13 protein-coding genes and 1 pseudogene are annotated in these 11784 nt (G+C 60.6%); 4 read left to right on the top strand and 10 right to left on the bottom strand.

The genetic code is table 11. The features are described 5' to 3' along the window. A partial coding sequence (locus L598_RS18435) for an integrase core domain-containing protein (RefSeq protein WP_144864998.1) occupies positions 1–198 on the top strand: 198 nt, incomplete at its 5' end. A gap of 31 nt (positions 199–229) precedes the next feature. On the opposite strand, the gene L598_RS18430 is transcribed toward L598_RS18435, so the two are convergent. The 10 genes from L598_RS18430 to L598_RS18385 all read right to left on the bottom strand — a co-directional run bounded on the left by L598_RS18430 (position 230) and on the right by L598_RS18385 (position 9354). After that, positions 230–853, bottom strand: coding sequence for an extracellular solute-binding protein (locus tag L598_RS18430; RefSeq protein ID WP_144864996.1), 624 nt, complete (start codon positions 851–853; stop codon positions 230–232). A 79-nt stretch (positions 854–932) separates the two neighbouring features. Beyond that, positions 933–1310, bottom strand: a complete 378-nt coding sequence (locus tag L598_RS18425) for a RidA family protein (RefSeq protein ID WP_144864994.1) — start codon at positions 1308–1310, stop codon at positions 933–935. Between the two features lie 12 nt (positions 1311–1322). Continuing rightward, the gene (locus tag L598_RS18420) at positions 1323–2390 is read right to left on the bottom strand and encodes an ABC transporter ATP-binding protein (RefSeq protein WP_144864992.1); all 1068 of its coding nucleotides are present in this window, start codon (positions 2388–2390) and stop codon (positions 1323–1325) included. A 25-nt stretch (positions 2391–2415) separates the two neighbouring features. Beyond that, entirely contained in the window at positions 2416–3225 is an 810-nt protein-coding gene (locus L598_RS18415; RefSeq protein ID WP_144864990.1) for an ABC transporter permease, read from the bottom strand. Between the two features lies 1 nt (position 3226). Continuing rightward, a complete protein-coding gene (locus tag L598_RS18410; protein ID WP_144864988.1) occupies positions 3227–4075 on the bottom strand; it encodes an ABC transporter permease in 849 nt (282 codons plus the stop codon). Between the two features lie 75 nt (positions 4076–4150). Further along, positions 4151–5206 (bottom strand): ABC transporter substrate-binding protein, encoded by a 1056-nt coding sequence (locus tag L598_RS18405; protein WP_144864986.1) that lies wholly within the window; start codon positions 5204–5206, stop codon positions 4151–4153. Further along, positions 5203–6192, bottom strand: a complete 990-nt coding sequence (locus L598_RS18400; protein ID WP_144864984.1) for a membrane dipeptidase — start codon at positions 6190–6192, stop codon at positions 5203–5205. The genes L598_RS18405 and L598_RS18400 overlap by 4 nt, the downstream gene beginning before the upstream one ends. Further along, positions 6189–6923: a hypothetical protein gene (locus L598_RS18395; protein ID WP_144864982.1), complete on the bottom strand. Its 735-nt coding sequence runs from the start codon at positions 6921–6923 to the stop codon at positions 6189–6191. The genes L598_RS18400 and L598_RS18395 overlap by 4 nt, the downstream gene beginning before the upstream one ends. Next, positions 6920–8572: a hypothetical protein gene (locus L598_RS18390; protein ID WP_246658828.1), complete on the bottom strand. Its 1653-nt coding sequence runs from the start codon at positions 8570–8572 to the stop codon at positions 6920–6922. The genes L598_RS18395 and L598_RS18390 overlap by 4 nt, the downstream gene beginning before the upstream one ends. A 71-nt stretch (positions 8573–8643) precedes the next feature. Next, positions 8644–9354 carry an IclR family transcriptional regulator gene (locus tag L598_RS18385; protein ID WP_210245025.1) on the bottom strand — a complete coding sequence of 237 codons (711 nt, stop codon included), beginning with the start codon at positions 9352–9354 and terminating at the stop codon, positions 8644–8646. A 275-nt stretch (positions 9355–9629) separates the two neighbouring features. Here L598_RS18385 and L598_RS18380 point away from each other — a divergent pair, with 275 nt between their 5' ends. The 3 genes and pseudogenes from L598_RS18380 to L598_RS21855 form a co-directional block, all read left to right on the top strand. Further along, positions 9630–10256, top strand: a complete 627-nt coding sequence (locus L598_RS18380; protein ID WP_144864976.1) for a cupin domain-containing protein — start codon at positions 9630–9632, stop codon at positions 10254–10256. Positions 10257–10334: 78 nt separating this feature from the next. Then, positions 10335–11627 (top strand): 4-aminobutyrate--2-oxoglutarate transaminase, encoded by a 1293-nt coding sequence (gene gabT, locus L598_RS18375; RefSeq protein ID WP_144864974.1) that lies wholly within the window; start codon positions 10335–10337, stop codon positions 11625–11627. After that, positions 11627–11784: pseudogene (locus tag L598_RS21855) on the top strand (acyl-CoA dehydrogenase); the annotation flags it as partial. The gene gabT and the pseudogene L598_RS21855, both read left to right, overlap by 1 nt.

The raw sequence follows: 11784 nt of genomic DNA, 5'->3' as shown, positions 1-11784 counted from the left end.
TATTGCGAGAGCTTTAACGCCCGCTTCCGCGATGAAATGCTGAATGGAGAAGTCTTCTACAGCCTCCGCGAGGCACAAATACTGATCGAGCAATGGAGGAAGCACTACAACACGAAACGACCACACAGCGCATTGGGCTATCGCCCGCCAGCCCCGGAAACCATCCTTCCGATGGACCAAAGACCGGCGATGCACTAACTTTTAAAATGGACCACTCAAGTGGGGCTGATCAGTCGAGCGAGGCGAAGGCGCGGTCGATATCGAGCGGGTAGAGGTCCTCGACGGCGACCCCGTCAGCAAGCAGGGCGAGGGGAAGCACACGCGCGGCGTAGCGCTGAAGGCTGCGACCGCCGGGGAAACGCTCGACGTCCCAGAATTCCTGCCAGTTGGTCGGCCCGCCCTCGGAGAACTTCTCCTTGTTGTGCGCAATGACGGTCGAGAAGCAGTCGAAGCCAACGCCGTTCATGTAAACCGCGCCATCCCACAGGGATGACCTGTCGAGAGGGGCAGACTCCACGGACTCCACCAGATCGGCTCCGTTGGCACGGATCAACTCGCCCGCGCCGAGCGTGGTCACGTCGAACTCATACACGCCGCTGCGTACCTGCGCGGCAAGCTTGGCAAAGGAGACGGGCGAAACCGTGCGAATCTCGATGTCGGTTGCGTTGGTGAAAGGATCGATGATGTTCTTCTTGACGGCTTCCTCCCAGACGCCGCCCCAAGTGTTGACATAAAGGAACTTGTCATTCGCATAACCGCGTATCACGTATGGCGATGCGAGGGCGGTTAGGCCCAGCGTACTACCGCCTATAAACAGCCGACGCGAAATCTTCGTATTCAGAACTGAGGTCATGTTGATTCCCATTGTTGGAGTGACTCATTGTTATCGTTATTGGGCGGTTTCCTGCGGGGTCGGGCCGCGCGGGCTCGTTTCAGGCCTTGCTGGTAGAGCAGACCATAATCATCTCGACCTTCATGTCCGGATTAGCGAGGGCGCCGCTGAAGCAGGCGCGAGCCGGCGGGGCGATGTCAGCTACCCATTCATCCCACACGCCGTTCACCTCCATGTAATTCTCCATATCCGCCAGGATGATCGCAACGAAGAGGAGCCTGTCCTTACCGCTGCCAATCTCGGCGAGGCGCGCCTCGGCCTTTTTGAGAAGCTGGTTCGTCTGCACGGCCGCGCTGAGCGAGCCGTCATAGGGAGCCTGTGGCGTCACCGCGAAGTAGCCGGTGCCGTTATGGGAGACGGCTATGCTGGCGCGCTTGCCGATGCCGAAGCGTTCGATGGGGTCAGTCACTGAAGCCATGTTCTTCTTTGCCTACTTTGCGATCATGTAAACGGAGTCGGGCGTCCAACTGACGTGGCAGTCCTCGCCTTCCTTGATGATGACAACATCCGCGCCCAGCACGCGGACACGCATCGACTGCTCGCCCACACGGCCGATGACGAGCGCGTTGTCGCCATAGTTCACAATGGTCTCCACCTTCATGCGCGCGTTGTGGCGTCCCTTCTTCGGGTCGCGGGACAGACGAATGTGTTCAGGCCTGATGATCAGCGTGACCGGCGTGCCCTTGTGAAGGCTGAATTCGCTAGGCGCGTACTCTATCTCGCCGATGTGTTCGGCGGTCGCCTTGCGGGCGGCGGGATCTACTACGGTGGCCTCGATGATGTTGCTCTCGCCGATGAAGCCCGCAACGAAGCGCGTGCGCGGCTTGTGGTAGACCTCGAGCGGCGTCGCGACCTGCTGGATGCTGCCCTTTTCGAACACCACGATGCGGTCTGACATCGACATCGCCTCGGTCTGGTCGTGGGTGACGAAGATGGTGGTCACGCCAAGGGCGCGTTGGATGCGTTTGATCTCGATTTGCATCTGCTCGCGCAGGTTCTTGTCGAGTGCACCCAGCGGCTCGTCGAGAAGCAACAGCGACGGCTCGAAGACGAGCGCGCGCGCCAGCGCAACGCGCTGCTGCTGGCCGCCCGAAAGCTCCTTCGGATAGCGGTGGCCGAAACCCTTGAGACCGACGAGCTCAAGCATATCCGCTGCATTCTTCAGGCCTACGGGGTGTTTGACGCCGCGCATCTGGAGCGGGAAATAGACATTCTCTAGCGCAGTCTTGTGTGGAAAGAGCGCGTAGTTCTGGAAGACAATGCCAATATTGCGCTCATGCGGTGCGAGGCCTGAAAGCGATCTGCCCTCGACAAGTACGTCGCCGCACGTGGCCTTCTCGAAACCGGCGATGATCATCAGTGTAGTGGTCTTGCCCGAACCCGAAGGGCCGAGAAAGGTGACGAATTCGCCCTTGTCGATTGCGAGGTCGACCTTCTGCAGGGCGGTGAAATCGCCGAATGTCTTGGTGACGCCGTTTAGCTGAAGATAGCTCTGCATTCGGAAATCCTGTTGATGGCCATCATTATCCGCCGCTGAAGGCTGCGGCCGGCGGTCTCTTCCGCAAACGCTTGCGGATACTGCTCCACGCTAGCGGTGTCAGGAGGGCGAGAAGCACGGCAGCGAAAAGCAACGTGGAGATGACAGCAATAACTGGATCGGCCTCCTGCCGGATGCTGTCAAACATCTTGCGCGGCAGTGTTTCCGCATCTCGGCCCGAGATGAAGATCGCTACCACCGTCTCGTCGAAGGACTGGATGAAGGCGAAGAGCGCGCTGATAAAGAGCCCGGGTCGCAGGATGGGCAGCGTGACATGGATAAAGGTCTGCACCGGGCTTGCACCCAAACTCTGCGCCGCGCGCTCCAGATTGCGGTCGAAGCCTTTCAGGTTGGCCGAGAGCACGAGGAAGGCGATGGGGACGGACAGGCAGGCATGCGCCAGCACCACGCCCATATGCGTGTGCACCAAGCGCAGATTGCCCAGGAAGGAATAGTAGCCGACGGCCATCACGATGTGGGGCACGGCGAGCGGCATCAGCATCATGAGGTCGGCCACGCTCTTGCCGTAGAAGCGGTGGCGCACCAGCGCGAAAGTGGCAGGAACCACGAGCACCATGGTCAGCACCGTGGTGGCAGTCGCGATCAGGATGCTGTTGAAGGTGGGTCGCAACCAGTCCGTGTCGCTGAAATAGGCCTGGTAATAGCCGAGCCAGTAGCCAGGCGGCGGGAACTGCAGCGATCGGGCGTTGGAAAACGAGATCGGCACGACGATGACGAGCGGCGCGGCGATGAAGATTATCACCAGAAAGCCGATCAGGCGCAGGAAGCGGTCCATCTCAGCCCCACAATTTGTCCAGGCCAAAGCGGCGGTGGTAGATGGCGAGGATCGCGAGTGTGACGGCGAGTAGCACCATGGCCATCGCGGAGCCCATTCCAAATGCCAGGAATTCCTCGATCTGGGTGCCGATGAGGCCGGCGATCATCTGCTCGCGCGGGCTGCCGAGCAGGACTGGCGTGACGTAGAAGCCGAGACAGATGACGAAGACCAGCACGCAGCCATTGGCGATGCCGGGCGCGGTGAGCGGCAGATAGACATGGCGGAAAAGCGCAAACCCCCGCGCTCCAAGGCTTTCGGCGGAGCGGATAAGCACAGGATCGATCTTCCGCATGACCGAGTAGATGTTCATGATCATGTAGGGGGCCAGGATGTGCACCATGGCAAGCGTGGAGGAAAAGCGCGTAAACAGAAGCTGCGGCGGGATCTCGATGCCAATCGCCTTGATAAACGCAATGATCGGCCCGTTATTGCCCAACAGCACCATCCAGGCATAGGTCCGCACGAGGAAGCTTGTCCAGAAGCTCATGGTCACGAGTAGCAGGATCATCATCGCCGTGCGCTGGCTGGAGTGGTTCATCAGGTAAGCGAGCGGATAGGCGACCAACAGGCAGGCTAGCGTCACAAGGCCGGCGGTCAGAAAGGTATTCAGGAAGACGCGCTGGTAAAGCGCTCCCACAAGCACCCGCTCGTAGTTCGCAAGCGTCAGCCGGGGCTCCGTCACACTCATGATAGCCACATTGACGAGCGGCACCAGGAAGAAGATGGCAAGATAGATGGCAAGCGGCGTCAAAAGCAGCCACGGCCACAGGTTCGGCCTTTCGGCCAACTTTGCAATCGTTGCTCCCATTGCGGTTCCTTTTTCGTCTGCTCCGGTCCGAGCACGAGTCAAGCGGCTCGCCTTATCAAGCCGAAAGCCAGATTCTTAGCTTGCCAGCCACTCCTCGAAGCGCTGCGCCACCTCCTCAATGTCGGCGCCGAAATTATCGATCTCCTGTTCGAAGGTGAGCGGGTAGTTATCCGGCGAGGTGGGCATGCGGGCAGCGTCTTCGGTCGAGATGAACTCGTTTGCAGCCAGATTGAGCGGGCCATAATCTGCCTGGGTCACGAAACCGGCCAGCGGCTCGGGGCTGGTCGCGAACTCGACGAATTTCCGGGCATTCTCGGCGTTTGGCGTACCTTTGGCTACTACCCAGTACGCGCGCTCGATCTCGCCCTGGTTCCAGGTCATGGCGACGGGCGCGCCGGCATCCTCAGCCTCGAAGTAGCGGCCATGCCATATGCCGATAAGATCCACCTCGCCGTCGCGCAGGATTTGCGTCGACTGAGCGCCGGCCGTCCACCAGACGAGCACATGATCCTTGATCCTGTCGAGCGAGGCGAAGGCGCGGTCGATGTCAAGGGGATAAAGATCCTCGGGCGCGACGCCGTCGGCAAGCAATGCAAGTGGCAGGACACGCGCAGGATAGCGCTGCAGCGAGCGTGGTCCGGGGAAGCGTTCTACATCCCAGAACTCCGCCCAGTTTTGCGGGCCGCCATCGGAGAATTTGTCGGTGCGCCAGGCGATCACTGTGGCAAATGCGTGCGAGGCGATGCCATTGTGGAACAGGCCGCCATCGAACGGAGCCTCCAACTCCTCGATAAGACCTGCCTGCTCGGCGCGGATCAGTTCTCCAGCGCCCAGCGTGGTAACGTCGAATTCATAAGTCCCCGTTCGCACCTGCTGCGCCAGCTTGGCGAAAGAGACAGGAGAGACGGTGCGGATCTCGATGCCCGTCTCGGTTGTAAACGGATCAAAGATATACTGCTTGGCAGCCTCCTCCCACGGGCCGCCCCAGGTATTTATGTAGAGCACATTCTCCTGTGCCTGGGCGATGTAGGGCATCGCGAGCGTCGTGGTAACGGCTGCTCCGGATGCCTTCAGGAAGGAGCGGCGGCTCGGTGCAAGAAGGAATGGAGCTCTGTTCCTGCGCACTGTCATGTTTGCGTTCTCCTCTCTTGGTTTCCAAACGTGGCCTCGTAAAGCCGAAGCCAGTTTTCGTGGGTTATTTTCGCGACCTCGTCTTCCGAGAAGCCCACTTTGCGGAGGCCGTCAGGGATGATCCGCATGTCTTCGACTGACTGGAACCAGTCAGGGGGCGGCGCCTTGCCTGGGCGGGTAGCCGAACCGGCACCGTAATCAATGCCGCGCGTCCAGCGGCCCTGGCGCATCCAAGCGTAATCCGGGGCGGTGAAATTGTGGCTGCGGTCCGTGCCGATGGCGACGGAGTCGATCCCGGCAATTTCCGCAGTTCGGGCGATCATGCCGCACCAGGCCTCGATAGACTTACAATATTCGTCGCCGGTGATGTTGCGGTAAGCGGCGCAGCCTATGACGCCCCCCGTCTCGCGAAGCGCCTTCAACACATCGTCGGACTTGTTGCGCTTGTGATCGAACAGTGAGCGGGCGTTGGCATGGGTCACCGCAATCGGCTTTTCCGAAACCTCGATCGCATCGAGCGTGGTTCGATCGCCGACATGGCTGCAATCAACCAGGATACCGGCCCTGTTCATCTCGCGCACGACCTCCTTGCCGAAGCGAGCGAGACCGGAATCCTCCATCTCATAGCAGCTTCCGCCGAGCTCGTTCTGGTTGTTGTAGGTAAGCTGGACGACGCGGACCCCAAGCTCCGCAAACAGCTCCACTAGGCGGATGCGACCTTCGAAGAGGTTTGCATTCTGGAAACCGAGAATGACGCCGACCTTGCCAGCATCGCCGATGCGCCGCACGTCGGCAGCAGTGGTGGCGATATCGGCCACGTCCGCATTCTCACGCACGAGGTCGCGCCATTTGGCAATGGAGTCGAGCGACTCAACCGCACCTTCCCAGAATCCACAGGTGACGACGACGCCACCGACGCCGGCAGCCTGAAGTGACTCGAAAGCCTGACGATCGAAGTGCCCGCATTGTAGTCCGTCAATGATCATGATAGCGCGTCTCCCGTCTCGAGTTCCCCGCTCTTGGGCGAGGTGAGAAAATTGATGTCCGTGTCGTCGTCATTGTCCTTACGGCCGATGACGGTGCCGTCATCGTTGACGATGAGCGGGCCAGCGTGACGCCGCGACACGACGCTGTCGGGCGTGAGTGCCTTCTTGGCGAGGTGGTAGATGCGCCACCACAGACCCGCCTCAATCCTGGAGCCGTTCATGAACAGTTCCCACAAAAGAGGCTCGTCGCGGCGCAACTCGCCTATGACCGGCACCTGCAGGGCCGTGAAGTGCGGGGCCTCGGCGCCTGTGAAACTGATCGAGAGACCGACACGCGCGCCGAGAGCAGTCGCGATCCGAAGCTCTGTCGGGTCCATCACATCAACCACCGAGATGCGGGCCATGCCGAAACGGCCGACAAGCTCGCCAATAAGATCAAGCAGGGACGGCATGACGAACCACGCGTGCTGGCCTCCCCCATCGAGGATCAGCCTTTCGCCTTCCTCCTCGCGGATCGAAACGCGAGCAGGATCCGCCTCCTTCAAGCGCTCGAAGCGCTGTTCCAGAAGCGCGAAGCCGCCCAGTCCCAGTTTCTGCGAGTACATGACCGTGTCCTGGATGGCCGGGAGGAAACTCTTCGGCAGCCCCGTAAGCGAGAAGATGCGCTCGGTCATGAGCCGCATCTCGCGCGGCATGATGCGCAGCATTTCCATTGCTTCTGCTTCACTCATGAACGCGGCTCCGCGGGGTAGGCCCAGAACTCCGAGCGGCCCATCCGGATTTCCTCAGGCGTAGGGGCGCCGTGGTAGAGCACGCCTCGCAGGTTACGACGCAGGAAATCCCGCGTCTTGTCGATGCCGTGAATGGCGACATTCATGAGGCGGACGATATCGATTGGGATGAATTCCTCAGCGTTTATGTTGGCCATGGGCGTGTGGTAGGAAAACTGCCGCAGTGTCTGGACGCGGGCCACCAGATAGCGATGCCCCGGGTGTTTCATGAGGAAGCGCGCGACGCTGAGGCCCGGCTCTTCATTGCGCAGGTCGGCCAGCAGGGACTGTATCCCGCCACAGATATCCAATCCTAGATCGAGTGCCTCGGGCACCTCCTCGCGGGCGCCGCGTCTCGGCTCTTCCGCGGTCTCGGACTTGTACCAGACATATTTGTAAGCGTCGGGGGAGGACATATCGATGTCGAGCGCCCAGCGGTATTCGTCCTCGATGAAGGCCACGAGAGAAGCGACGCTTTCCGTCGGCACAACGTTCATCTCATCAGGTCCGACGATGCTCTCGATAAGCCTGTCGGCGTCGTCGGGGACGAGTTCGATGAGGAGCGATAGATAGGTCTCGAAGGCTTCCGGCGAGAGCTGCGCCTCAAAGCGGCGGGCAAGAACGTCGAGCGGATAGGTACACTGCTCACCATCGATCAGGCCGGTATGGTACAGCCCGGCAAGGGCGCCTTCCACCTTTTCCAGATCGTCGGCGATCGCGGCGCTGGAGGTGAAGGTCTCGTAGACCATTCTGTCCTGCCTGCGGAACACGATGGCCCGCTCGACCAGCGCAAGAAGTTGCTTGACGTGGGCATCGCCTGCGGAAACCGGCAGTGCTCTTGCCAGCGCAATGGCTTTTTCGCGCGCGCCGATCCAGTTGCCGATCAGTTGTGGATGACGATGAACGAAGAAGATGAGGCCAAGGGCTGATCCGTTGCCCACACCCAGATAGCGGCGGATGGCCGGATCGAGCGGCACAGCCTTCTTCGAGGTCAGACGGGCGAGATGCTCGACCAGATCGCAGGAATATTCCCGCATCAAATAGGCGGTAAGGAGTTGCGCCTGGAGCGGACCGCCGAGGGCATGGTCCGCTCCCAGCGACGGAAAGGAACGGGTGCCGAAGGTGCCATTTCCGTCGAGCCCCGTGTTGCGCATCAGATAGCAAACCTGCGACAGATCGTCGATGGAGGGCTGATCGCCAGCAGCGAGTGCAGCGAGCGTTCGGTCGAAAACGCGCATGGAGCGGTTCGACCGGCACCATATCAGCGCGTTTGGCGTCGCACGACCTTGATAGAGCTTCGGTAATTCCCGGCGCGCAGACTCGATGTCAGCGTCGGTGGCACTACCCTCATTCAGCGTACCCATCATGTCCCAGGCCTGGCCGATGATGCGACCGGTTCGCGCCTTCCGACTCGGTGGATGGGAGAAGGCTATGAAGCTGAATTCCTGCCGCGGGCTTTTGACTGAATAGACGGCCGTTCCGGAAGCGCTCTCGTCGATATCGAAGCGTTCGACTGAAATCTCCCAGCGTTCGCGGATAAGTCGGTTCATCAGTGCGCGTGTAATGCTGAGCCGGCTCGGCTGGAAGGCGGCGAGCTTTTCCGGCCGCATCAGCTCTTGTGTCGGCCGCGGCCGCGGCACTGCCTCATGTGATGAGTTCGCGCGCAAGACGGACATGTCTATTATCGTACCCCCTGCATCTTTGTGATCTTTTTCGCCGCTTTGAGCAGCGGGGCCCGTACCGCATCCAGACTGAAGCGGGTCTCGGGCATCACCAGTGACACCGTGGCCGTGCATTTGCCGTGCACGTCGAAGACGGGAGCCGCGATAGCGCGAATACCGGTATGCGTGTAACCGCTGGAAAGCGCGTAGCCGTCAATTCTGGCCGCGGCCAAAACCTCCTCTGAAGCGAGTGGCTCGCCCCCCTCCCTGAGCCGCCTCATGGTCATATCGTCGGCGAAGGCCGTAAGGATGCGTCCCGAGGCCGAGCCTTCGAGCGACATGGTGGTCCCGATCTTCTGCTCGGCCCTGAGAATGCTGTCCGACTCCACGCGGGAGACGATGCAAGGAAGGCCGCGGTCGAGCACCGCGAGCGAGGCCGTTTCCTTAACCTCGTGGACAAGCTCTTCGAGGATCGGCTGCACACGGGAACCGAGATCCGCCTGCTCCAGCGCGGCGGCCGCAAGCCGGCAGACATGCATGGACAGGCGGTAGCGCCCCGCATCATCCTGCTCGAGCCAGCCTGCCTCCATCAGCGTGAGAAGGCGCTGATAGGCCGTTGGGCGCGACAGCCCCATGGAGGCGGCAACCTCGGGCAGTCGCATGCTGCGCGGACTGCCTGCCAGCACATCGAGTACAGCCATAGTCTTGAGCGCGGTCGAGAGCGGGCGCACGCCCCCTTCCGGATGTATTCTATATGAATATTTTGTATCCATTTAATATACAACAAACCAGAATCGGATCCGAGTCAACAGGTTATTGCTCAAAATATGCTACGGATAGCTTGTTAGACTCGCATCCGAATTGCAGGATTTCAGCTGGTTACCGCCGGCACGTTGCGTGATGGACCACAAGGATCGGGGCTATATCGCGAGAGAACGCTATGCTAGGCCTCTAGCTACATGGTCAAAACTCATCCGCGAGCCCAATGTCCAAGTCCGCGAGCCTAATGTCCAAGACAGAGACTTCCGAAACCCTGTCGAGCGAGGACCTGGAGCCCCTCTTCGATATCGGTGCCCGGCTGAAGGCAATGCGTGGCGCTGCCGGCCTTTCGCAGCGGCAGCTTGCGCAGCGCGCCGGTGTACCGCACGCACAAATCTCCAATGTAGAGAAGAACAAGATCAGCCCGTCCATTGCGACGCTGCGCAAGATTCTCAATGGCCTGGGCGTCAGCATGGCGGACTTCTTCGAGCCGGAGCGGCAATTCCCGCCTGGGCCGTTCTTCCGGAACGACGAACTTATCGATCTCACGTCGAAAGTCGCCATGAGTTCAATCGGCACCGGCACCGGGCGGATGTTCTTTCGCCAGATCGGCAATGCGCGCGAGCACAATTTGCAGATTCTTCACGAGGTGTACGAGCCCGAGGCTGATACTGGCGAAGCGCTGCTTCAGCACGGTTCCAGCGAGGGCGGATTTGTTGTGGAAGGGGAGCTGGAAGTGACGGTGGGCGACGAGGTGCGCGTGCTCAAGACCGGTGAGGCCTATCTCTTTGACAGCCGTATTCCGCATCGGTTCCGCAATGTCTCGTCGGGCCGTACCGTCGTCATCTCTGCCTGCACGCCTCCCTATCTGTGATGGACAAGATATTGCCCACGTATTGCTCAAAATAATGAGCAATGATAAAGCCTCAGTTGATCAAGATTGAGGGTGATTATGCTTTCATCAGCACTAAGGGCACGACAGCAGGCAGCCGTAGCTCCGGGCGTCGGCACGCGTACCATCTTCGCGGAAAAGGCGGAGAACGCCGAGCTCTGGGACGTGGACGGCAAACGTTATATCGACTTCGCCGCAGGCATTGCGGTCAACAATACGGGGCACCGCCATCCGAGGGTGATGGAGGCGGTGAAGAAACAGGCGGACAGCTTCACACACACCTGTTTCCACGTGGCGCCTTATGAGGGCTATGTTCGGCTCGCCGAGCGCCTCAATGCGCTGGCGCCGACGGGGGCAGAGAATCGCACGATGCTGGTTACCACCGGCGCGGAAGCGGTGGAAAATGCGGTAAAGATCGCCCGCGCCTATACGAAGCGTGCCGCTGTTGTCGCCTTTACCGGCGCCTTCCACGGACGTACCATGCTAGGCATGGCGCTAACCGGCAAGGTGAATCCGTACAAGAAGAATTTCGGCCCCTTTCCCTCCGACATCTTCCATGCCCCCTTTCCGAACACCTTCCTGGGCATTTCCGTAGATGATGCGATTGGCGGGCTGGAGGCGCTCTTTGCCGGAGACGTCGATCCGGACCGGGTTGCCGCCTTCATCATTGAGCCGGTCCAGGGCGAAGGTGGCTTTAACGTCGCCCCGGCGGAGTTTCTCGAGCGCCTCAGAGAGATCGCCGACCGTCATGGCATTCTCATTATTGCTGACGAGATTCAGGCGGGAATGGCGCGAACAGGCAGGATGTTCGGCATCGAGCATTCTGGCGTGCGGGCGGACCTTGTAACCATGGCCAAGGGGCTGGCAGGCGGCTTCCCGCTTTCGGCGGTGACCGGCCGGGCTGAGGTCATGGAAGCGGCACATCCAGGCGGCCTTGGCGGCACCTATGCGGGCAACCCGCTTTCCGTGGCCGCTGCCAACGCCGTGCTCGATGTGATCGAGGAGGAAGGGCTCATCGCGCGAGCGGCCGAGATTGGCGACCGCATCCAGTCGTGCCTCAAGGCAATCGCCGAGCGGCAGGGCATGGAGCGTATCGGCGATGTGCGCGGGCTTGGCGCTATGGTGGCATTTGAGCTGGTAACCGACCGAGCCTCGAAGGGCGCTTCGCCGGAGCTTGCCAACAGGATCGTAGCCGAGGCGGAAAGCCGCGGGCTGATCGTCCTTGCCTGCGGCACGCGGGCAAATGTGGTGCGCCTCTTGCCACCGCTAACTATCGAGGACAAGGTGCTGCACGAGGCTCTCAATATTCTGGAAGCTTCCATCGAGGCCGCCTTCTCGGCGGCAGCAAACTGATGAGAGACAGCACGAGCGGACAGCAGTCTTTCATCTGGAACGACCCCTTCCTCCTTGATGACCAGTTGACTGAGGAGGAGCGGATGATCCGCGACGCGGCGGCGTCCTTTGCTGCCGACAAGCTGGCGCCGCGTGTGCAGGAAGCGTATCTGGAGGA

It is taken from the genome of Mesorhizobium sp. J18 (genome assembly GCF_007829525.1).
Classification (GTDB): domain Bacteria; phylum Pseudomonadota; class Alphaproteobacteria; order Rhizobiales; family Rhizobiaceae; genus VLJP01.
The sequence above is the reverse complement of the archived record's forward strand: the minus strand, read 5'-3'. Positions and strand labels throughout refer to the sequence as shown.

Bases quoted from the DNA above. Each gene is read 5' to 3' on its own strand.
- L598_RS18405 (WP_144864986.1), bottom strand. From the start codon at position 5,206: ATGACAGTGCGCAGGAACAGAGCTCCATTCCTTCTTGCACCGAGCCGC.
- L598_RS18400 (WP_144864984.1), bottom strand. From the start codon at position 6,192: ATGATCATTGACGGACTACAATGCGGGCACTTCGATCGTCAGGCTTTC.
- L598_RS18390 (WP_246658828.1), bottom strand. From the start codon at position 8,572: ATGCGGCCGGAAAAGCTCGCCGCCTTCCAGCCGAGCCGGCTCAGCATT.
- gabT (WP_144864974.1), top strand. From the start codon at position 10,335: ATGCTTTCATCAGCACTAAGGGCACGACAGCAGGCAGCCGTAGCTCCG.
- L598_RS18395 (WP_144864982.1), bottom strand. From the start codon at position 6,923: ATGAGTGAAGCAGAAGCAATGGAAATGCTGCGCATCATGCCGCGCGAG.
- L598_RS18410 (WP_144864988.1), bottom strand. From the start codon at position 4,075: ATGGGAGCAACGATTGCAAAGTTGGCCGAAAGGCCGAACCTGTGGCCG.
- L598_RS18420 (WP_144864992.1), bottom strand. From the start codon at position 2,390: ATGCAGAGCTATCTTCAGCTAAACGGCGTCACCAAGACATTCGGCGAT.
- L598_RS18425 (WP_144864994.1), bottom strand. From the start codon at position 1,310: ATGGCTTCAGTGACTGACCCCATCGAACGCTTCGGCATCGGCAAGCGC.
- L598_RS18415 (WP_144864990.1), bottom strand. From the start codon at position 3,225: ATGGACCGCTTCCTGCGCCTGATCGGCTTTCTGGTGATAATCTTCATC.
- L598_RS18430 (WP_144864996.1), bottom strand. From the start codon at position 853: ATGACCTCAGTTCTGAATACGAAGATTTCGCGTCGGCTGTTTATAGGC.
- L598_RS18380 (WP_144864976.1), top strand. From the start codon at position 9,630: ATGTCCAAGACAGAGACTTCCGAAACCCTGTCGAGCGAGGACCTGGAG.